General features: G+C 45.5%; 16 protein-coding genes and 1 other annotated feature. Of the genes, 12 read left to right on the plus strand and 4 right to left on the minus strand.

The genetic code is table 11. The annotated features are described in order from the left end of the window. Positions 1–37: 37 nt before the first annotated feature. Complete coding sequence (locus tag NLX73_RS03055) at positions 38–3,061, minus strand: transglycosylase domain-containing protein (RefSeq protein ID WP_254325330.1); 3,024 nt, start codon at positions 3,059–3,061, stop codon at positions 38–40. Positions 3,062–3,196: 135 nt separating this feature from the next. After that, positions 3,197–3,463: a binding site (T-box leader), on the plus strand. Positions 3,464–3,529: 66 nt separating this feature from the next. On the opposite strand from NLX73_RS03055, the gene tyrS reads away from it, so the two are divergent. Together tyrS and NLX73_RS03065 are read left to right on the plus strand one after the other, a co-directional pair. Then, positions 3,530–4,783 (plus strand): tyrosine--tRNA ligase, encoded by a 1,254-nt coding sequence (gene tyrS / locus NLX73_RS03060; RefSeq protein WP_061829001.1) that lies wholly within the window; start codon positions 3,530–3,532, stop codon positions 4,781–4,783. A 201-nt stretch (positions 4,784–4,984) separates the two neighbouring features. Further along, positions 4,985–5,854 (plus strand): AraC family transcriptional regulator, encoded by an 870-nt coding sequence (locus NLX73_RS03065; RefSeq protein WP_254325331.1) that lies wholly within the window; start codon positions 4,985–4,987, stop codon positions 5,852–5,854. 78 nt (positions 5,855–5,932) lie between these two features. Here the strand turns inward: NLX73_RS03065 and rpsD are convergent, their stop codons facing one another. Next, complete coding sequence (rpsD, locus tag NLX73_RS03070) at positions 5,933–6,532, minus strand: 30S ribosomal protein S4 (protein WP_061829003.1); 600 nt, start codon at positions 6,530–6,532, stop codon at positions 5,933–5,935. A 436-nt stretch (positions 6,533–6,968) separates the two neighbouring features. Here rpsD and NLX73_RS03075 point away from each other — a divergent pair, with 436 nt between their 5' ends. The 5 genes from NLX73_RS03075 to NLX73_RS03095 all read left to right on the plus strand — a co-directional run bounded on the left by NLX73_RS03075 (position 6,969) and on the right by NLX73_RS03095 (position 11,953). Beyond that, positions 6,969–8,954, plus strand: coding sequence for a sensor domain-containing diguanylate cyclase (locus tag NLX73_RS03075; RefSeq protein ID WP_254325332.1), 1,986 nt, complete (start codon positions 6,969–6,971; stop codon positions 8,952–8,954). A 218-nt stretch (positions 8,955–9,172) separates the two neighbouring features. Continuing rightward, a complete protein-coding gene (locus NLX73_RS03080) occupies positions 9,173–9,997 on the plus strand; it encodes a hypothetical protein (protein WP_254325689.1) in 825 nt (274 codons plus the stop codon). 76 nt (positions 9,998–10,073) lie between these two features. Next, entirely contained in the window at positions 10,074–11,189 is a 1,116-nt protein-coding gene (locus NLX73_RS03085; protein ID WP_013310916.1) for an aminopeptidase, read from the plus strand. Positions 11,190–11,278: 89 nt separating this feature from the next. After that, the gene (locus NLX73_RS03090; protein WP_013310915.1) at positions 11,279–11,521 is read left to right on the plus strand and encodes an HPr family phosphocarrier protein; all 243 of its coding nucleotides are present in this window, start codon (positions 11,279–11,281) and stop codon (positions 11,519–11,521) included. 141 nt (positions 11,522–11,662) lie between these two features. Next, a complete protein-coding gene (locus NLX73_RS03095; RefSeq protein ID WP_007431028.1) occupies positions 11,663–11,953 on the plus strand; it encodes an Fpa/YlaN family protein in 291 nt (96 codons plus the stop codon). A gap of 141 nt (positions 11,954–12,094) precedes the next feature. Here the strand turns inward: NLX73_RS03095 and cax are convergent, their stop codons facing one another. Next, on the minus strand, positions 12,095–13,165 hold the full coding sequence (gene cax / locus NLX73_RS03100) for a calcium/proton exchanger (RefSeq protein WP_254325333.1): 1,071 nt from the start codon (positions 13,163–13,165) through the stop codon (positions 12,095–12,097). Positions 13,166–13,357: 192 nt separating this feature from the next. Here cax and NLX73_RS03105 point away from each other — a divergent pair, with 192 nt between their 5' ends. After that, complete coding sequence (locus NLX73_RS03105; RefSeq protein WP_235309494.1) at positions 13,358–13,723, plus strand: Asp23/Gls24 family envelope stress response protein; 366 nt, start codon at positions 13,358–13,360, stop codon at positions 13,721–13,723. Between the two features lie 226 nt (positions 13,724–13,949). On the opposite strand, the gene ftsW is transcribed toward NLX73_RS03105, so the two are convergent. Then, entirely contained in the window at positions 13,950–15,209 is a 1,260-nt protein-coding gene (gene ftsW, locus NLX73_RS03110) for a putative lipid II flippase FtsW (protein ID WP_061829008.1), read from the minus strand. Between the two features lie 249 nt (positions 15,210–15,458). Between ftsW and NLX73_RS03115 the strand changes: the two genes are divergently transcribed. The 4 genes from NLX73_RS03115 (at position 15,459) to NLX73_RS03130 (ending at position 21,209) form a co-directional block, all read left to right on the plus strand. Next, positions 15,459–16,664, plus strand: coding sequence for a M20 family metallopeptidase (locus NLX73_RS03115; RefSeq protein WP_254325334.1), 1,206 nt, complete (start codon positions 15,459–15,461; stop codon positions 16,662–16,664). 84 nt (positions 16,665–16,748) lie between these two features. Beyond that, complete coding sequence (locus NLX73_RS03120) at positions 16,749–17,177, plus strand: CBS domain-containing protein (RefSeq protein WP_254325335.1); 429 nt, start codon at positions 16,749–16,751, stop codon at positions 17,175–17,177. 177 nt (positions 17,178–17,354) lie between these two features. Next, positions 17,355–19,178: a DNA repair helicase XPB gene (locus tag NLX73_RS03125; RefSeq protein WP_254325336.1), complete on the plus strand. Its 1,824-nt coding sequence runs from the start codon at positions 17,355–17,357 to the stop codon at positions 19,176–19,178. Between the two features lie 6 nt (positions 19,179–19,184). Continuing rightward, complete coding sequence (locus NLX73_RS03130; RefSeq protein WP_254325337.1) at positions 19,185–21,209, plus strand: helicase-associated domain-containing protein; 2,025 nt, start codon at positions 19,185–19,187, stop codon at positions 21,207–21,209. Positions 21,210–21,264: the final 55 nt, after the last annotated feature.

A 21,264-nucleotide genomic window follows, 5' to 3' on the forward strand; every position in this document is an offset into this window, starting at 1 on the left:
CTTCACCCAACCTATCACTTTCTGCTTTTGTCTTCAGTTATGGACGGACGGCTCCAGAAGGAGCCGATTCCCCCATGGCATTCATGGAAGTGACACGAAACCAGCCTTTTGGCTTTTTCCCCGACTTATATTCAAAGCTGGTAGATGCGGTAGAGCCTATGTTTGTAAAAGGCTCCGCACCGTTTTCGCTGTAATACACGTTATAGCCTGTAATAGCGTCTGCAGACTTACCTGCGCTCCATTGGAGCGCTACGGATGAGCCAGCGGCTTTAGCTTGAGGCTGTCCAGGGGCAGTAGGAACCTCTGTAGGCTGCGCACCTGTTCCATCTCCCTCGCCCGGAACGTTTGGAGACTCAGAATCTGCAGGTGGCACCACAGGTGCTGCGCTTGCTTTCGTGCTTGGCCCGGACTCATGACCGCCCACATCAACGGCAGTCACGTAGTAGCTGGAGCTGCTGCCTCCAGGGCTGTCAGAGAACACCTTGGAGCCGTCAGCCATAACGACCTTGCCAAGCCGTTGGAAGCTACCCCCATCTGTAGAACGATACAGACGGTATCCTACGACGTCGCTGTTTCCGCTAGGGCTAAAGCTGATTATGGCTTTACCGTCACTATAGCTTACGTTGACACTAGATGGAGCGTTAGGAGCTGCTCCATCGTCCTTGCGTGGATCAATCTGAGTAGGAGCTTCCTTATCTGCATCCTGAGGTAGATAGTAGGACAACGAATTATGTCGTCTCATCACCTTAAAGGCTTGCTGAAGCTCTTTAATCAATTCTGAGATTGACTTTTCCCGTTTCCTAACGGTCCGTTCATATAACATATCATCCGGTGTACCATCGCGTGGAATATAATTCACACCTTGGTAGGTAATATATTTCGCACGGCTCACACCATTTTCACTGTTTTTAGGTGGATACTTACTGTTATAAATGTCCGAACCATATGCGGATGCTGTACGGCTTACAATGCCGTCAGGTCTCTTGAAGCTGTCCGTTTGGAACAGCTGAGCATCTTTAGCTGTTACTTCATTCATGATTAGAGCCCATAAGCGGCGAGCCCGCTCTTTTTGGACTTTCGTTTCAAGCTTATTGACAGGTTGCTTGTAACCAACCCATACACCTAGTGTGACGTCAGGCGTAAAGCCCTCGAACCAAACATCAGTGTAGGATTGCGTAGTGCCTGTCTTGCCGGCAATCGGAATCTTACCGGATTGATCAAAGTTCCGCTTCACCAGTCTGCCTGTGCCTTCCGACACGGCTGTACGCAACATATCTGTCATCAGGTAGGCGGTTTGCGGTGAGAAGGCCTGCACAGGATTAGGCTGATGCTTATATACAATATTGCCTTGCGAATCCACAATCTTTTCGATCATATAGGCATCATTAAACACACCGCCATTTGGAATGGCTCCATATGCATTCGTGAGTTCCTCGACGGTCACCCCGTGGGCTAAGCCGCCAAGTACACCCGTTTGGGCGTTGTTATCACTAGATTCCAAGGTGGTGATACCCAGTTTTTTAGCAAAAGCCCAAGCATTGCTAATCCCTACTTTTTCGTTAAACAGCTTGAGTGCTATCGTATTAAGCGATTGATTCAGTGCATAACGCGCCGTGACCAATCCTTGATAGCGGTTGTTAGAATTTTTCGGAATGTGATATCCATTACTGCCATCTTTCAAAATAATAGGGGCATCATCCACGATACTACCAGGCTGCACAAGACCGCTGTCCAATGCAGGGAGATAGGCAGCAATCGGTTTCATTGCCGAACCCGGCTGACGTACCATCTGGGTGGCATAATTCATCTGCTCCTTTTGGAAGTCCCGACCTTCCATCATTCCAAGAATGGCGCCTGTTTTATGCTGAATCAAAATAGCCGCTGCTTGTTCGTCACCCTTGGTTTTACTAGTGGCAGAGAAGTTGTTTTTATTTTCTGCAATTTGACGCATAGATTTGTATACGCTCTTATCAATAGTGGTGTACACCATATAACCGCCTGTGCGAAGTTGCTGTTCGGCTTCTTTGAGTAAATCGTTATCATCCTTGGTCTTGGTATCTGCACTGGCATTAGCTGCTTGACCCGGATTGGTGACAGACATGAGTGCCTGCGCAGCTTGTCGTTCTGTTTCCATCATAAGGTATGGATAGGTGTTATAAGCTTTAACAGTGCGTGGTGCGAGAGATTTTTTAATATCAAAAGCCATCGCTTCATCATACTGTGCTTTATTGATTTTGTTCTCCTCCAGCATTCGACTGAGTACCAGGTGCTGGCGGTTGATGGCTCTTTTAAAGCCAGCTTCATTAAACTCACCCTTACCGTTGAAAGCAGAATAAGAAGAAGGAAGCTGTGGCAAACCTGCTAGATAGGCAGCCTGGGCTATATTAAGCTCGTTCAGATCATTCTCATTAAAGATACCTTTTGCCGCTGCTTTAATGCCAAAGACGTTGTAACCGCTTGAACCATTACCAAAAGGTACTTTATTGAGATAGGCCGTAATAATTTGTTGCTTGCTTAGGAAGCGCTCAAGGCGCAGAGATAGCAAAATTTCTTTGACCTTGCGGTCATCCGTGCGATCGAGATTTAGAAAGACACGACGCGCAAGCTGCTGGGTGAGGGTACTACCCCCGGTTTGTACGGATTCATGCAACGCCTTTTGCTTCACAGCACGCAGCGTTCCCGACAGATCGACACCTTTATGCTCGTAAAAATGATTATCTTCAATGGCAATGACTGCGTCAATGACGAGTTGTGGAATCTCCTTAAAAGTGACAGGTCTTCGATCTTCTTCTGTCCGAAGTTGTCCGATGGGAGAGCCATCATTGAAATAAGCGAAGCCTGTGATTGCATTCTTATCTACTTCCTGTAGGATCATGGATCTGGAACGCACGGGTTCGCTTTTTACAATAGAAGCAACATAGCCGGCGGCGGCTCCTCCTGCAAATAGTGCCCCCATAAAACCGATGATGACGACCCACTTTATGACACGGCCGAGCCTTCGCATGGTTGTCCGCAAGCGGGAAGGCTTTGGCTCTGATACATTGTTTTTTTCTTCAACCATTAAGTCTTCCTCCTTTATAACAGCCATTATTATAGCATAAAATTACAAAATGAACCCATATGCTAAAAAGCCTGTCTTTTGGTGTCGTTGACTACATAAAAGCAGTGTGTTATAAATAGGTCAAAGTAAATATCGTGAAAAGCAGAGAAAGACTTCAGTAGAAGGCGGATTCACGTTGTACAGAGAGCCGATGGGTGGTGTGAATCGGTAGCGTCCCTCCTTTGAATTACCGTCTGGAGCTGTCTGGATGAATGGAAAGCATTTGCAGGTTTGCGAAGCTATCATAGTAATCCAGTACCGGGTGTAGGCCCGTTATAGGAATGAAGTGAAAGAAATGTCTGTCTTTGACATGCGTTTCTTTAATTAGGGTGGTAACGCGAGCAGCTCCTTCTCGTCCCTTGGGATGAAAGGGGCTTTTTGGTTTGTCTAATATGTAATATTTTGGATGAAAAATAGGAGGTATACAGGATGAAGTGGGAAGAATTGAAGCCGGAGCAACAGGTAGAGGTCGAGCGACAGCTAGAGGTGATACGTCGTGGAGTAGCGGAAATTGTACCTGAGGATGAGCTGAAGCGTAAGGTTATTAAATCGGTCGTTAGCGGCGAGCCACTCAAAATTAAGCTGGGTCTTGATCCATCTGCGCCTGACATTCACATCGGACATACGGTTGTTATGCACAAACTGCGCCAGTTCCAGGAATTAGGCCATCAAGTGCAACTGATTATCGGAGATTTTACGGGAAGAATTGGTGATCCGACAGGTAAATCGGAGACTCGTAAGCAACTGACTGAGGAAGATGTACAGCGTAATGCACAAACGTACAAGGAACAAATTTTTAAAATTCTCGATCCTGAAAAAACAAAGGTATTCTACAATTCCGAATGGTTAGGGCCAATGTCTTTTGCTGATGTAGTAACCCTGTCGGCCAAAGTAACGGTTGCCCGTATGTTGGAACGGGATGATTTTACAAAAAGGTACCAAAACGGATTGCCGATCAGCATCCATGAGTTCTTTTACCCGCTGATGCAGGGCATGGATTCCGTGGCTCTCCAAAGCGATATTGAATTGGGGGGGACGGATCAGAAGTTTAACCTGCTAATGGGCAGAACCCTGCAAAAAGAATACGGAGTTGAGCCGCAGGCTACGATTACATTACCATTGCTTGAAGGGCTGGATGGCGTCCAGAAGATGAGCAAAAGTTTAGGGAACTACATTGGTGTTGATGAGGAGCCGAACGAAATATACGGGAAGTCCATGTCCGTTCCTGACGAGCTGATGCTGAAATATTTTGAGCTTGCAACGGATATCAACAACGAGGAGCTGTCAGAGCTGGCGAAAGGTGTTAAGGACGGCTCAGTGCATCCACGTGATGCCAAAATGAAGCTGGCTGGAACGTTAGTGCGCATGTACCATGGTGAAGAAGCAGAGGAAGCAGCGAAGCAGCATTTTGTGACCGTATTCCAGCAACGTGCGCTGCCTGACGATATTGAAGAGTTCACCTTGACGGCTGATCAGTTAGAAGAAGGTGGCATTCGTGTGATCCAGTTGCTGACTCATCTGGGCTTTGCAGCATCTAACGGTGAAGCCAAGCGCAGTATTCAGCAGGGTTCGGTCAAAATTAACGAAGAGAAATGGACCGATGTGAACGAAGCATACACGCCGAAGGAAGGCGACATTGTGCAGGTAGGTAAACGAAAATTTGCTAAAATCAAGCTTGGATAATGAAAATATATTCAAAAGCAGCGCTGAGATTGTATCGATCTCAGCGCTGCTTTTTTATTTTTGCAAAGTGAAAAGTCATGGTAAACTTAGCACAAATAATCAAACATGTAGGTAAAGAGTTATACATAATGAAAACGTGGGTTGCACAATTTGGGTGTAGGATCGATAACCAAAACAATTACAAGTGCGGGGAAGGATTATATGGACTACTTTAAACGAATTCAGTGTGCGATTGAGTTTATTGAATTGAATCTCCGGGAGGATCTAAAAATTGCCGATATTGCTTCACAGGCATGCTTTTCAGCTTTTCATTTCCAGCGGGTTTTTCAGGCCATTTCGGGTTTTACGGTTCAACAATATATAAGAAGGAGAAGATTGTCCGAGGCGGCTGAACAGCTAAAACAATCCAATCAAAAAGTGTTGGACGTTGCTATTGAGTATCAGTACAACTCACAAGAGGCTTTTACCCGCGCTTTTGAAAAGAATTTTGGGATCACCCCTGGGAAGTATCGTAACGGTGATATTGAGCTTCCTGGGCAAAGTAAAATCAATTTTCTGGATTACCAAAAAAATACGATGGGGGATTTGGATGTGAATAAGCCGGTGATATTGCAGCTCGAAACGGTCAAAATTGTAGGATATGAATATAAAACAAATCTGAATAATGAGCGGCACTATAAAGAAATCCCAGGATTTTATGGACACTTTGGAGCAAATGAATATTTTATGTGTATTCCGAACAAAATTGCACCGGGAATGTCATATGGGGTTGCCTGTCGATTTGAAGATAACGGTGCATTTTCATTTGTGGTGGGCGAGGCAGTTGAAAAAGAGTCAAAAGAACTGGCAGAGGGTTTCATATATATGGAGATTCCAGCAGGGAAGTATGCTGAGTTTGACGCTTCGGGTTCAGATGGACGGGTTCAGAATATACGAGACTTTATCTATGGCACATGGCTTCCTAATTCTAATTTTGAACGGAGGGAGGGGCCTGATTTTGAAATTACGGACGTGATGAATTCCTGCTATCCAGATCATTTGAGTATGAAGGTATACATCCCCGTTGAATAAAACCCTCAGGCTCGATGCATAGAGAATATAAAAAAGCACCCGAATAAATTCGGGTGCTTTTTGGTGCTAATGCAAGGATTAGCGGTTGTAGAATTCGACGATTTGTTTTTCATCGATATCTTGGGACAATTCGCCACGCTCAGGCAAACGAATGAATTTACCTTCCAGAGCTGCGTCATTGTACTCCAGGTAAGCTGCCAAGTGGTTGCGGTTTTCCAAAGCTTCTTTGATGGAAGACAGGGAACGACTTCTTTCACGAAGACCGATCACGTCGCCAGGGCTTACTTGGTAAGAAGCGATGTCAACTTTTTTACCGTTCACAGTAACGTGACCGTGAGCTACCAATTGACGTGCGCCTGCACGGGAATTAGCAAAGCCAAGACGGAATACAAGGTTGTCCAGACGGCTTTCCAGCAAGAACATAAAGTTTTCACCAGCGATACCGTGCATGTGTTGAGCTTTATTGAACAGGGTACGGAATTGTTTTTCACCCAAGCCGTACATGTGACGCAGCTTTTGTTTCTCTTGAAGCTGCATACCGTAGTTGCTGATTTTTCTCCGTTGGTTTGCACCATGTTGTCCCGGAGGGAAAGGGCGTTTCAATTCTTTACCTGTGCCGCTCAGGGAAATACCGAGACGACGGCTCAATTTAAATTTAGGACCAGTGTAACGTGCCATTATAGAGTTAACTCCTTCATAATTAAAATTTGAGTTGGGGCTCTCTTTGCGCTCCAATTTGTTCGGCGCTACCTATTAAGGTAAGACGCACTACTGACAGAAAAGTTCAGCCGCTGTCCTGTCAGCAACAAAAAAGATGAGGGTGACACAAACTGTTACGCCCAAAATTTAAGATCCGCACAGTAGATAGTTCTGCCGTACAGTCTTTTTCAATAATATATACTATATGTAAGAGTAGGTCAATGTCAAGAAGAGAAAAAGAATGAAAACGTCAAAATTTGTCGATAGGGCTTTAGAACTAAAAAAGTGGGACGAATTTCTGAAAAATGGATGCAAATTTCTAAAGTTGAGAGTAAAATAGATCATATTATGAGCTATAGTGGTGTATAGCCGCTGTCTTGGTACAGCTAACTTTGCTGTGAAGGAGCGCCTTAATATGTCGGAATTTTCAACAACGGATCAGCAAATGCTTGACAGTAAAACAGTCCAGGCTAGCGGTGCTCCGCTGTTTGATGATAAAGGATATACGTCTTTTGCCTGGCTCCAGAACATGGACATGACACCCTATGATTTCCCCTATATTAATCAGCTTCTTGTCCAAGGATATCGGAGTTGGTTACAGCAGAGCAATGGTATATCCTGGATTAACGAAGAGTATACTGCTGTTTTTAATTTTATAGGTGTTCGTGTTGCTGGTAGGGAAGAAGATGATGACGAGGATTTGGATTTGGTCGAACGTTGTTGCATATCTAGAGAGATGGAAGTGAGCCAGCGCAAACTTCGTGATGGAAGCCTTGCGTTTGTGTATATGGTTCCCATACTATGCCGTAATTATAAGAGGGAGCCCTTTGCCGCTCTTCGTTTTACACGGCCTGCTCAACATTCTGTCTCAAATCAGGATACATTTTTAGTAGCTGCTTTACATTTTAAATCCTGCTTTTACTCGAAGTTTGAGTACATATTTATGGAAGATATCCTTGGGATGCAGAATCGAAGCGATCGTGAAGGTAGACGCCGTTCTATTTTATTTCAGATTGTAAAACGGATGCATGACAAAATTGACGTGGAAGGCGTGCTGGATGAGGTATTCGGGAGCATCGCCTATTTGTTTCCCCATGTAGATATCACCTTGTACATGAGTCAGGATCGACACAGTCGCAATCCGCAGGTCAAACCTTTGCTGCTGCATGAACGGGATGAAGATGTATGCGTCCGTGCATTTATGAAAGGGCAAATGGCTGTGAACGAGCCTGTCGGTACACAAGATGAAATAACTGAAATCGCCATCCCATTACGTGGCAAGCAGGGTGTATACGGTGTTTTCCATATGATTCTTCCATCGGGTGCGGATAGTATGAAAAAAGTGGATGTAGAGCTGATTGCCATGATGGCGGATACGGCTGGTACTGCATTTGAAAATGCGAAGCTGCTTGAGCAATCGAATGTACTTATCCATGAATTGCGTCTCATTAATGAACTGGTTCAGCGCTTGAATCAGAGCCTGAAGTTAAATGAAATATTTGAATTTGCTGTGCAGGAGTTATTAAAAATGTTCATGGCGGACTTTTGTTGTATTGTACAGCTTGATCAGGATGGAAACTGTTTTAAAGTCATGTCGAGTAATGTGGAAAGCTTAAGACTGGAAAGTTACCCTCTTGAAGATGGATTTGCTGGGCTGATACGCTTAACAGGAGAACCAGTGATTGTGTCGGACTATAGAAAGGATGGAAAGATATCCTCTCATTTTATGGATGCGACAGACTCCCAGTCTTTGATGGCTGTACCTATGAAGACCAGCGGTACTCCTAAAGGGGTTATACTATTGTCCAGCAAGCTTCCACACTCTTTCTCTTACGATAATTACAAAATGCTGCAAATGCTAGCCCCTCATATCGGATTGGCGGTAACCAATGCTATGCTGCACGCTGAAGTGCGGCGGTTGGCTAATATGGATATGTTAACAGGTCTGTATGTACGTCACTATGTGGACCAAATCATTCAGCAACATCAGGAAAAGGATTTCTGTGGATCTCTTATTTTGGTAGATATTGATCAATTCAAACAGGTGAATGATACGCATGGGCATCAGACGGGTGACGAAATTTTGAAAAGCGTCAGCAATATCGTTCGTTCGGCGACTCGCGATGAGGATGTATGTGCAAGATGGGGCGGCGAGGAGCTTGCCATTTATTTACCACAGCTGGGGGTTCAGCAGGCGCTCGAATATGCAGAAAAAATACGTTACCGTGTGCAGCATGAAACCGAGCCTCAGGTGACTGTTTCTTGCGGGATTGCTGAATGGAACTGGTTGGATGAGCAGATCAGTATTGAATCTTTATTTTATAGGGCTGATATGGCCTTGTACGAAGCGAAAAATGAAGGACGCAATCGAATAGTTGTTGATCATGTAGCCAATGTGTAGAGAATATTCCATAGGGAATGTTCTCTTTTTGTCTTGCATAACCCATTGCAGACAGGTAATCCTAGACGTAGCTATATCGTGTGTATGATTGAATTATAGGGAAAACACGATAAAGTGAACCAGGTAGCATAACTGCCTTGAAGCAGGCTTATTGCTCATGAGTACAGTTATGTTCAGGATAGGACGGATGATGGATGTATTGGAGAAAGCAATGGGTGATGCAGGTTTGTGTGTTCCTTGTAATAGGTGTGTTAAGTGGTTGTGCACTGGATCGACAATATACTCCTGAGCAGATTTTTAAGAGAGCTGTTGCAGGAATGGCCGGCAAAGAGATGGTAACGTTTACTGGACGGACTGCAATTAGAGCTGACAGTGGTCTGCCGACGAATAAGCAGTTTGAATATCGCGGTAGGCTAAGAAATCACGATGAATTGACCATGCACTGGGGCTCTGTAGTGGCTTTTCGTAAGCAAGGTGGCTACGCAGCTCTGCAACAAGGTAAGTCCGAGCATGATGTTACACAAGAACGTTTTCTTCGTCAGAGTGGAAAATGGGTTGCGCTGACATCCGGTTATCCCCCTCTGGTTGGAAATGGTATGTTAAATCGCTTCAATCCGATTCAGGAGCTTGAGGAATTAAATACACTGAATAAGAGCATTCGTATGGAAACGGGAGCTGCCCGGGGAACTTGGGTGTTGAGGATTGAACCGGAATCTGCTTCGGCAAAGCGCTGGTTGAAAGATCGTTTAATAAAAGAAATGAATACTTTAAACCCTCAAATCGGGATATTAAAAACGCAGCATACAGGAACAAATCGAGAACTGCAAAAGAAGTTGAGCCAAATATGGGCACAAAGTTGTGAGGATATGAGCAACCAGCTGGAGCAATCCATTGTGCGTACTGTGTATCATCTGACCATAGATCGCCAAACAGGTTTACCCTTAAAGCTTTCATCGGAATGCAGGATTTCCCGACAAGGAGCGAATGAAGAACTGCATCAAGAGGCTTTGATAACCAGAGTTACTTTTAAGGACTACAAGTAACGTGGCGGGCATGATACAATGAATTTTGAATTAACCATTGTTCAAAAAGAATGAAATAGAGAAGGAGAGACACTACATGAAAGATCCTAGAATACTTAAGCTGGCAGAAAATCTGGTCGGTTACTCTGTTGAAGTGCAGCCTGGAGAAAATGTATTGATCGAAATGATTGGTACAGAGCGCGACTTGCTTAACGCCATCATTCATGAAGTTGGTAAAAAAGGTGGAAATGTTTTTGTACAACTTACAGACCGTAAGGTACAGAGCGCCATGCTTCGTCACGCGACAAAGGAGATGCTGGAGACCTGGGCTGAGATTGACCTTAACCGGATGAAGCAAATGCACTGCTACATCGGAATTCGTGCAGGTGAAAATGTAAATGATCTGTCAGATGTGCCGGAAGATAAAATGAAAATGTATAATTCCATTTATCAGCATGCGGTACATAGCGAACAACGGGTGAAACACACTAAATGGGTAGTGCTGCGTTATCCGAATGACAGCATGGCTCAATTGGCAAATATCAGCACAGAAGCGTTCGAAGATTTTTATTTCGATGTGTGTAATCTGGATTATGCAAAAATGGACAAAGCTCAAGATGCATTGGCAGACCTGATGAATCGGACGGACAAGGTACGGATCAGCGGACCGGGTACGGATTTGAATTTCTCTATTAAGCAAATCGGAGCTATCAAGTGTTCAGGTCAATGCAATATCCCGGATGGCGAAGTATACAGCGCGCCTGTACGTGATTCCGTTAACGGAACTATCAGCTATAATGCACAAACCCTGTATAATGGTATTACTTTTGAAAATGTTAAATTCCGTTTTGAAAATGGTAAGATCGTGGAAGCGACGAGTAACGATACGAAGCGGCTGAATGATATTCTCGATTCTGACGAGGGAGCACGTTATATTGGCGAGTTTGCCATCGGATTTAATCCGCACATTTTACATCCAATGAAGGATATTTTGTTTGACGAGAAAATCGCCGGCAGCTTGCATTTTACACCGGGTCAAGCTTATGAAACAGCGGATAACGGTAATCGTTCATCGATCCACTGGGATTTGGTGTTGATACAGCGTCCAGAATATGGCGGTGGTGAAATTTATTTTGACGATGTTTTGATTCGTAAAGACGGCATCTTTGTACTGCCTGAGCTGGAGCCATTAAACCCTGAGAATTTAAAATAACGATATCCGTTCTTGCTGAGAAAGCGATTTCAATGTATTATTATGGGTGAGTAACGATACATGACAATTCAGTAAAGCGAGGGATCTCTATGTCCAATAATAACGCGGCGGTTGTTGAAATTGCACAGACGGCGAGCAAGTTCACCTCTTCCATCGTCCTTCATTCCGAAAATAAGTATATTGATGTGAAAAGTATACTGGGCTTGTTTACGACCCTAGTCAGCAGCCATAGCTATGAACTACACGTTCATGGACCAGATGCGGAGGAAGCTAAGAAAGCGATCATTGAGGTATTCGAGAAGCATGGACTTCATATTTCAGTAGCCAGCTAACTTTATTCTTAAAGCAAAAGCATCCCTACCTGTAACTGTAGGGATGCTTTTTTTGTCAGGTTCTTGTATTAGCCTGCAATTTGGTCTAATATTAAGGATAGGACGTCTTGTGCGACATTGAGACATAGGGGGGAAGAATCCATGACTTCATCTGATTTGCAGGAACAATTGAATATCAAGGCTATTAATCTGCTTCAGGAAGATGCAGATAAAATAAAGAAGCTTATTGAAGTACAGATGGAGAATCTGGCAACCCGTTATTGCCCTCTCTATGAGGAAGTGCTGGATACTCAGATGTACGGATTTTCCAAGGAAGTGGATTTTGCGGTTCGCGCTGGACTTCTTCCGGAAATGGTAGGTAAACAGCTGGTCAGTGAGCTGGAACGCAATCTGGCTATTCTATATGAGGCCATGAATAATAAGGCCAATTAGGAAGACGGTTGAATTGATGAGAGCATGCGGAGTTTGAGAGCATGCTTTTTTTGATGCCTTTTTTAAAAAAAATGTTCCATTAGGATGGCAAAAGCGCCTCGCCCTTCCACCATCCTAATGCACATTTTAAAACCTTAAAAGCTACACAAGGAAGAAGGATACACCTAACAATACATACACTACCAGTAGCATGAGTCCCTCATACCAGTTGGTTGAGCCGTCCTGGGTGATGGATTTGGCGATAAATACAGCGACAGCAATGGCGACCAGCTCAATAGTGGTGAAAACAATATTCATCGTGTTTCCCATAAAGTAACTGACAAAAATCAGCACAGGGGCAACAAATAGCGCAATTTGCAAACTGCTGCCGACAGCTATTTCGACCGATGCACCGATTTTGTTTTTCATCGCCAGTAAAATAGCAGCGCTATGTTCGGCTGCATTACCAATAATAGCGACGAGGAAGGCACCTACAAACAATTCGCTGAGCCCAAATTGGGTCGTAAACACCTCCAGTGTACCTACCAGCCATTCGCTGACAAAAGCGACCATGACGGTAGCGAGTACCAAATAGGCAATGGATTTGTTTCTGGACCACACAGGGGCATGCTCATGTGGCAATTCTTCATCTTTTTGTTCGGTCACGTCAGCTAAATAGTCCTTATGCGTAATCATAGAAAAAATAAGCCACGCAATATACGCGACAATGAGCGTGCCTGCGACAATCAGGCTGAGCGTATCTGATTCGCTATCTGTGATAACGTGTGTGTTCAGAAAGACAGCTGGAACGAACAAGGCAATAACAGCCACAATCATCAGAGAACCACTTAATCCAGCCAGCGATACATTGAAATTTTGCACTTTGTACTTTAAACCGCCAGCGAACAGACTTGCTCCGAGCACCAGCAGCAGATTACCGATGATGGAACCGGTAAGACTGGCCTTTACCATATCGTAAAGACCTTCTTTAACGAGAAAGATGGCGATGATCAGTTCGGCTGCGTTACCAAAGGTGGCATTTAAGAACCCACCTAGACGTTGGCCAGCATAATGCGCGACACTTTCGGTCGCCCTGCCGAGAAAACCGGCTACGAATACAACAGAAATTGCACAAATGACAAATTGGGCTATAGCATTCCAATGGGTGTAATGAGCGACTGCGCTAAGAGCAAATGTCGCTATGAGCAAAGCGGGAGATAACCATTTTTTCAATGAAGAGCACCTCGATATCAATAGATGTGTACAAGTTTGGCGAAAGCTGTCACTTGTATGGATTTTCTAAATTAATATACCCAAAATGATATAGGTTGTAAACGAAAGTTGTTTTTCATACGTAGGGTTTGCATTTGGAGTGGCTGAGGCTTTACAATACAAATAAAGGATGGATGAAGGGGGACATAGGTCATGGCAGAGCAAATTCAACAACTGGAAGCAGGAAACATCAAGATTTCCAACGATGTCGTAGGTAAAATTGCCGGGATGGCCGCATTAGAGACACCGGGCATTGCTGCAATGTCAGGCGGTTTATCGGAAGGCTGGGCCAAAAGGCTGAGCGGTAAAAATGTACAAAAAGGCGTATCAGTGGAGGTTGGACAGCTGGAAGCTGCCATTGATCTACGTATTGTCGTGCTCTACGAAACACCTATTCATGAGGTGTCCCGAATTCTTCAGCAAAATGTGCGAGAAGCCGTCGAAAGTATGACGGGTTTGCGGGTTGTGGAAGTGAACGTAAAAGTGGAAGGTGTCGCGTTCAAGGACGACGCAGTGTAAAAGAATCAGGAACTGACAAATTTACATTTTTAACCAATTGTATACATGTCGGGAAACTCCGTGGGATAACCCGAATAAAAACACGAAAACTGGTGGTTATAGAATCGCCAGTTTTCGTTTTGGGAATCAACAGTATAGCCATTTTTGCAGAGGGCTCTCGTATTTTATACATAACCAAAAGAACTTCCAAAGCCACCGTTGTAAGTGGTCCTTGGAAGTTCTTTTTTTAGCGAAAACGGTTGGTTCTACGAGTTTGAAAGCGATTGGGTACTTCATTACGGACAGCTACCCCTGTGGTGCGTTCCTGCACCGCTTGTTTGGTGTTCTCACGAGAAATACTGAGCATAATGCCCATGGAAAACATCATGACAAGTAGGGAGGAGCCACCAAAGCTGATAAATGGAAGCGTTACGCCAGTGATTGGAATCGTTTGGGTTACACCGCCGATATTAATGAAGGCCTGAATGGCGATCAAACCCATGATGCCGGTGCCTACCAACGTTCCGAACGGATCATGGCAACGAAGAGCAATGATCATGCCTCGCCAAATAAAATACAAATATAGCATCAGGAATATGGCTGTTCCGATAAATCCGAATTCTTCACCGATTACGGAAAAGATAAAATCATTAAATGAATTAGGAAGATAGTGAAGCTTGATAATACCTTTACCAAAGCCTGACCCGTTTAAGCCGCCTTCACCTATAGCTTGCAAGGACTGTACCAGATTGTATCCCGTTCCTTGTCTATATTTCTCGGGATTAAGAAAGGCTTGAAAGCGCCCGATTTTATAATCTTGCTGGGCAGCAGCTTGTCCATCTGTGGTTCCAGAATCTCCTCCAAACAACGACCCAATACCAAACACGATGGAAGCACCTAGCACGAGCAGGACGATTGATGCTGTAATATGCTTGACACTGGCTCCCCCGGCATAAATAATCAGACCACTGGTGGCAACCAAAATGAAGCAGGAGCCTAAATCAGGTTGAAGCATGATGAGTCCTGCAACACAGCCTACAATGACTGTTACAGGTATGTAGCCAGTCCGCAGATCTCTAAAGCGATCACCTTTTTTGACGATGAGTGCGGATAAGTAAAGAATGATGGAAATTTTCGCAAGCTCCGTTGGCTGGAAGCCAACACTACCAAACCTGAGCCAGCTTTTTGCGCCGTTAAGTGAGCCTGTAAAAAGAACGATGATTAGCAGTAATATAGTTATGAAAAATAAAGGTACAAAAAGCTTTTTATATTTTTCCATCTTAATATTCATAGCTACCAACATAATAAAAAGTCCAAGTACAGCAAAAGCAGATTGGCGCTTCACAAAATATAAAGAATCAAAATTGTATTCTTTATTCAGCAGAGCTACGCTGGAGCTGGAGCTAAATACCATAATTACACCGAATCCAACCAGTAACAAAGTGAGGATCAGCAATTGGAAATCCGGTGTGCCTCTTCTTCGAGTCTCCGGCTTCGTATTTCTCATATCAGCTTCCCCCGGTATTCGCCACAAGGTATATTCCTCGCAGACGGTTATCATTTTATCGTTTATCCATTTTATCATATTATGTTTGATGGGCTTCTGCAAGCTCCCTGGAGCAACAGATATCGCAACAATTCCATATCTGCTACAATAGGATAAAAATGAAGACTTGAGAGCAGCGGTGCATACGTGGTGACGCTGCATGTTTAATCGGGAACTTGCCCGGTGTTTTAAAAGGAGAGGTGGAGCAGAATGACACAACATGTGATAGACGAGACCTGGTTTGATCGTTTGCAAGAAAACATGGTGGAATGGCGTAGACATTTACATAAGAATCCCGAAATTTCCTTTCAAGAAAGCAAAACCGCAGCTTTTGTAGCGGATAAGTTGGAGAGTTGGGGAATCGAGATTCGCCGTCAGGTAGGGGGACACGGTGTTGTAGGTACCATTCGTGGTGCTAAACCTGGGCCTGTCGTCTTACTGCGTGCCGATATGGATGCTCTTCCTATTCAGGATGAAAAGGAATGTGAATATCGCTCCAGCGTGGACGGAGCCATGCATGCTTGCGGCCATGACGGACATACATCCGCGTTGCTTGGAACGGCTTACTATTTTAGTCTGAACCGGGACGAGCTGCAAGGAGAAATTCGGTTGTTGTTCCAACCTGCCGAGGAATTGCTGCCTGGCGGAGCGGTCAGTGTAATAAAGAATGGTATATTGGAAGGTGTGGACGTCATTTATGGCATCCATTTATGGACACCTTTTCCGGTCGGGACGGCTGCGAGTTGTGCAGGGCCGCTGATGGCGGCGGCAGACGATTTTTATATTGAAATCACAGGTAAGGGTGGGCATGGTGGCATGCCTCAGTCCACTAATGATAGTGTGGTGGCGGGTTCAGCTCTTGTTATGCAACTGCAAAGTATCGTAAGCCGTTCAGTCGACCCTTTGCGACCTGCCGTGCTGACGGTGGGAACCATCCAAGGGGGCTCTGCGCAAAATGTGATCGCAGAAACGTGTCGCTTGAGTGGGACGATTCGTACGTTTGATGAGGAGACACGAACGGTAATGAAGGAGCGACTGCATCAGGTGACAGAGCTTACAGCCGCAACATACGGTACAACAGCACAGGTTCGCTATATTATGGGATACCCACCAGTTGTCAATGACGCACATGAAGCATCTCGTTTCTTTAATGAAGCAAAATCTGTTTTTGGCGAGGAGAATGTACAGGAAGCGTCGAAGCTGATGCCTGCTGAAGATTTTGCGTATTATTTGGAACGTGTGCCAGGTTGCTTCATGTTCGTAGGAGCGGGTAACCCAGTTAAAGGAGCAGTTTATCCACACCATCATCCGAAATTTGATTTTGATGAGGATGCTATGATTAACGCGGTTCGTTTGTTTATTGCGATGTCTACGGGATACGCTGCGGAACGAAAAGCAGGGGCAATTAAGGGCTAAAATGAGTTGAATTGGGAACGGTTCAATCTGGAGTATGAGCTGAATGAAATGGGGTACCCTACTCTTGAAAAGGAGGGAGTACCCATGAAAAAAGTTCAGGAAGTTATGACTAAAAAATGCGTAACGGTTACCCCGCAGGACAATATTTATGAAATTGCGGTCAAAATGAAGGACAATGATACTGGTTTTATTCCGGTTGTGGAAAGCGAAGGCAGTGATAAGTTGATCGGTGTAGTAACGGACCGTGATCTTGTCATTCGCGGCTATGCTGCTAAAAATTCGGGTTCGGGTTCGGTCGATACGGTTATGACGACAGGTATTCGTACAGCTAGTGCGGACATGTCGGTGGACCAAGCAGCTGAGCTGATGGCAGAGCAGCAAATCCGTCGTTTGCCCGTGACGGAAGGAGACCGTCTGATCGGGATTGTCTCGATTGGGGATTTGGCTGTTCGTAATATTTTTGCAGACAACGCTGGAGAGGCGCTTAGTCATATTTCCGAGCAGGTCCACTAGAAAAATAATTAAGGTAGGCATTAGTTTGGGGAGGTCTTTACCCCAAGCTTCTAATCAGGAGTTCAACCCGAATATGGGTTGGGCTCCTTGCTGTTCTGGTTGATATGCGAATAAACGGATAAGCTATTTATTATATAACTTTAAAATGATGTATGGTTAGATTATCAGGAGGTAGTTATGAATCCAGAACATCCTTGTATTGTACAACGTGATTTTACCGTTCTGCTGGAAATGGGCTTGCCCGGTTCAGAAATGGCTCGTTCACAGTTGCAGATTTATGCGGAGCTGGTTAAAAGCCCGTCCACTTTTCATACATATCACCTCACCCCACTGTCTTTGTGGAACGCAGCTGCCCTCGGATGGAGTGCTAAGGACATTCAAAATAGTTTGAACTCCATGTCCCGTTGGGATATTCCACGTGATTTGTTGAAGGATATTGAACAGCTCGTTTCTCGTTATGGGACGTTGACGCTTTCAAGGGAGGGTACGGAAGAAGAGCGAACTTATAGCACAGATACTATTGGCGCATACCGTGCTGAACATGAGCCAGACGGAGGTATAAAGACAGGGAAAGCCAACAGCTATACAATGGATGATCGCTTGATCTTGGCAGCAGAGACCCCTGCTTTACTGGATGAGCTACTGACCAAGCAAGAGCTAAAACAGCTTGGTTTACTTCGCGTTGATGAGGTAAGCACATCGGTCCCGCCCGAAAATCGGGGCTTGCTCAAGCAGGAATTAACGCGCTTGGGATATCCCGTTGTGGATACGGCAGGCTATCTTGAAGGGAATCAGCTTAGTTTTACCTTGGGAAAGGGACAAACGAAGTTGCAGCTTCGTGATTATCAAGTAAAGGCCGCTGATGCGTTTGAAGGAGCGGACGGCTTAGGGGGTAGTGGTGTACTGGTGCTTCCATGCGGAGCCGGAAAAACAGTGATAGGTATGGCCGTAATGAATCGGTTTCAGTGCGAGGTGCTTATTCTAACATCCAATACCACTTCTGTACGGCAATGGGTAGAAGAGTTAAAGCAAAAGACGGATATTCCTGCCGATTCCATCGGGGAGTATAGTGGTCAGAAAAAAGAGGTGCGTCCGATTACGGTGGCAACTTACCAGATTTTGACACACCGTCGTACCAAAGATGGGGATTTTGAGCATATGAAACTGCTGAGTGAGCGGAAGTGGGGACTCATTATATATGATGAGGTTCATTTGCTACCCGCGCCAGTATTCCGGGCGACGGCTGACATTCAGGCTACCCGTCGTTTGGGGTTAACGGCCACGCTGGTTCGAGAGGATGGTTGTGAACGGGATGTGTTCTCTTTAATTGGACCCAAACGATACGATATGCCGTGGAAGGAGCTGGAGCGGCAGGGCTGGATCGCTCAGGTCGATTGTGTGGAGCTACGGCTTCCAATGACAGCTGAACTCTTGGAGCGCAGTATGCGTGCGGAGGGCAGACAGCAGTACCGAATTGCAGCCGAAAATCCGGTCAAACTGGAGGCGGTTCGTAGCCTGATGCAGCAACACAGCGGCTTGCCCACGCTTATTATTGGTCAATATTTGGACCAATTGCGTATATTGGCTCAGGAGCTGAGCGTCCCACTGATTACGGGTTCAATGAGCCAGACCGAGCGGGTGCGTTGGTTCGATGCGTTCCGGAAGGGTACAATTCAGACCTTATTGGTGTCCAAGGTTGCAAACTTTGCGGTGGATTTGCCAGATGCGGCAGTAGCCATAGAGGTATCGGGTAGCTTTGGCTCTCGCCAGGAAGAAGCACAGCGACTGGGCCGTATTTTGCGACCAAAGCCGGGCGAGAATAAAGCTTATTTTTATGCGCTAGTGACGGAGAATAGCAAGGAGACGGATTTTGCAGCTCGTCGTCAGCTGTTTCTGATCGAGCAAGGCTATGAATATGCGGTTCGCAGATTTAGTGTGACAGAGGCTATCGGAGGCCGGGATGCTAAGCCTGGAGTTCGTGGGAAGAAAAAGGAGGCCTAATTAAGAATGGGCGTAACGAACACGCAAGACAGCTGGAATGAGCTTTCATCGGATGAGCTACTGGTACTTAGACGATGCTTTATCCGCTACGCGGGACAGCCCATGAAGGAAGAAGAACCTATACAGCTTACCCGGGGAGCGTTAAGCGGAGTCGAAACGAAACTGACACTGCGTGGATTACGTGCCCGGGGCTGGCTGGAGGCTGTTACCAAATCGTGGGGCGAACGAATTTTATATATTCCGGTTCATCGGCTACCGGATCTGTACGATATGTTGTTAGAGCATAATCCTATGAACATGATGCATTCGGATCATCCGATAACGGTACATGAATCAATGACAGGCCTGGAGTCGGAATTGCTGCATGCGTTGTCACGTATTGCGGTACAAGGTGTCCCTTTGACGGCCAAAGGAACCATACATAAGCGATCATTGCAAAAATTGAATGAACTGACCCCCTTTCGCCCAGAGGACCTGATGGGTCTTGGGTTGCATTATGCGCATGCAGAGATGTATCCAGTGCAAACGGTGGTAATGATGGATTTGCTACTCAGTTTGGGGCTGTTAGTGAAAGAAACTGTGTCTTTTCGCATTCAGGAAACGGAACTGGCGACTTGGATTCGTTTGTCTGCTTGGCAAATGCGCAAGCATATTTTTGCTACACTCATGGAAAGATACGGCAAGGCCGAAGCGTCTATGCAGCATTTTCGCTATATGCTGTGTGCCGTCTCCCAGTATGTAGGAACAGAAGGGTGGATATCTATCAAGTTTCTGCTGCAATGGATGCTTCAGGTAGGCCTAATCCAGCATGAGAGTACGAGCAGAGCTGATTTCAAGAATGGTGCCCTTTTAGACCTTGTTCCTACAACCTCAAATCCGGAAGGGTTTGCGGGAGAAACGGTATCTGATTTTAATTTCAATGAACCTTTCATGGAGGAATTGAAGGGTTGGCTGAAGGCCCTGACAGCTTTTGGAATGGGTGATTGGGGCCAGACTGTATCGGGCGAACTGTGTTTTCGCTGGAATGTATCTGTGATAGATATGCTTCGTCCCAATAATTACGAGGATACACATCAAGAGCAAGGTACTTTTTATGTACAACCTGATTTTGAAATATTGGTTCCACCAGATGTGTCATATGATGTGCGCTGGCGACTGGAATGCTGCTGTGAACGTGTGACAGGAGATCGGATGGTAGTATACCGGATCACCAGAGAAAGTGTTACAGAGGCAATCGAGTTAGGAATGGAAGCCAAAGCAATTCCTGCTCTTCTGGATAAATACAGCCGAACAGGTGTGCCTGATCATGTACGTATGGCGGTAGAACAGTGGGCAGGCGATGTCGGACGGACTGCTTTTGCAACGGTAACACTTTTGCGATGTGGCACACAGGAGGATGCAGACATAGTTGCACGCCATCCCGTGCTGGAAGGATTGCTGGAACGGCTCGGCGATAGGGACTTTATTATTCCGGCGAGCTCTGCTGTCAAAATACGAAAAACGCTTGCTGCAATTGGATTAGGTCCACGTCGTGAACTGGAAGGTGTGGACGAGCCAACTCATCATTATCCACTGATTTCGGAACCAGAGAACATAAGTTCAGGCAGCCCCAACAGTGAAATGGGGTTCGACCCTACTCAAGCCCGTCCTATATTTTCTCAAGAGGGAAGAGCAGGTTTGGTTTATACAGGACGCACGCTGCATTTTTACGAACAAGAGCACACGCTGCCTGATCCGTCTGATTATTTTCCAGAAAGATCTACAGTCCCCTCCTCATGGACAAAAGAATGGAGGAGTTACCATACTTCCACTGCCCGGCAGTTGATCGAGCAAGCGATCCGTTGGCAGGCTGCTGTGGGACTGCGAATCGGTGGGAAAGAGGTTAAATGGATACCAGAGGCGGTGGTTCCCGGTGCACCATGGAGTGTCACAGGCTGGTATGCCTCAGGAATGGATGACGAAACACCTTCTCAAGCGAGCTTACAGCCAAGTGAATGGTCAGACATGCGGCTGCTGGTTCCTTTTACATAGTAGAGCCAGGAAGTGCATGAAACTCCTTCTTCTCAAAAGAAGGATGTGGTATGAT

It is taken from the genome of Paenibacillus sp. CH40, assembly GCF_024213605.1.
Taxonomy (GTDB): Bacteria; Bacillota; Bacilli; order Paenibacillales; family Paenibacillaceae; genus Paenibacillus; species Paenibacillus polymyxa_B.

Bases quoted from the DNA above. Each gene is read 5' to 3' on its own strand.
- NLX73_RS03055 (WP_254325330.1), bottom strand. From the start codon at position 3,061: ATGGTTGAAGAAAAAAACAATGTATCAGAGCCAAAGCCTTCCCGCTTG.
- tyrS (WP_061829001.1), top strand. From the start codon at position 3,530: ATGAAGTGGGAAGAATTGAAGCCGGAGCAACAGGTAGAGGTCGAGCGA.
- NLX73_RS03065 (WP_254325331.1), top strand. From the start codon at position 4,985: ATGGACTACTTTAAACGAATTCAGTGTGCGATTGAGTTTATTGAATTG.
- rpsD (WP_061829003.1), bottom strand. From the start codon at position 6,532: ATGGCACGTTACACTGGTCCTAAATTTAAATTGAGCCGTCGTCTCGGT.
- NLX73_RS03075 (WP_254325332.1), top strand. From the start codon at position 6,969: ATGTCGGAATTTTCAACAACGGATCAGCAAATGCTTGACAGTAAAACA.
- NLX73_RS03080 (WP_254325689.1), top strand. From the start codon at position 9,173: ATGCAGGTTTGTGTGTTCCTTGTAATAGGTGTGTTAAGTGGTTGTGCA.
- NLX73_RS03085 (WP_013310916.1), top strand. From the start codon at position 10,074: ATGAAAGATCCTAGAATACTTAAGCTGGCAGAAAATCTGGTCGGTTAC.
- NLX73_RS03090 (WP_013310915.1), top strand. From the start codon at position 11,279: ATGTCCAATAATAACGCGGCGGTTGTTGAAATTGCACAGACGGCGAGC.
- NLX73_RS03095 (WP_007431028.1), top strand. From the start codon at position 11,663: ATGACTTCATCTGATTTGCAGGAACAATTGAATATCAAGGCTATTAAT.
- NLX73_RS03105 (WP_235309494.1), top strand. From the start codon at position 13,358: ATGGCAGAGCAAATTCAACAACTGGAAGCAGGAAACATCAAGATTTCC.
- ftsW (WP_061829008.1), bottom strand. From the start codon at position 15,209: ATGAGAAATACGAAGCCGGAGACTCGAAGAAGAGGCACACCGGATTTC.
- NLX73_RS03115 (WP_254325334.1), top strand. From the start codon at position 15,459: ATGACACAACATGTGATAGACGAGACCTGGTTTGATCGTTTGCAAGAA.
- NLX73_RS03120 (WP_254325335.1), top strand. From the start codon at position 16,749: ATGAAAAAAGTTCAGGAAGTTATGACTAAAAAATGCGTAACGGTTACC.
- NLX73_RS03125 (WP_254325336.1), top strand. From the start codon at position 17,355: ATGAATCCAGAACATCCTTGTATTGTACAACGTGATTTTACCGTTCTG.
- NLX73_RS03130 (WP_254325337.1), top strand. From the start codon at position 19,185: ATGGGCGTAACGAACACGCAAGACAGCTGGAATGAGCTTTCATCGGAT.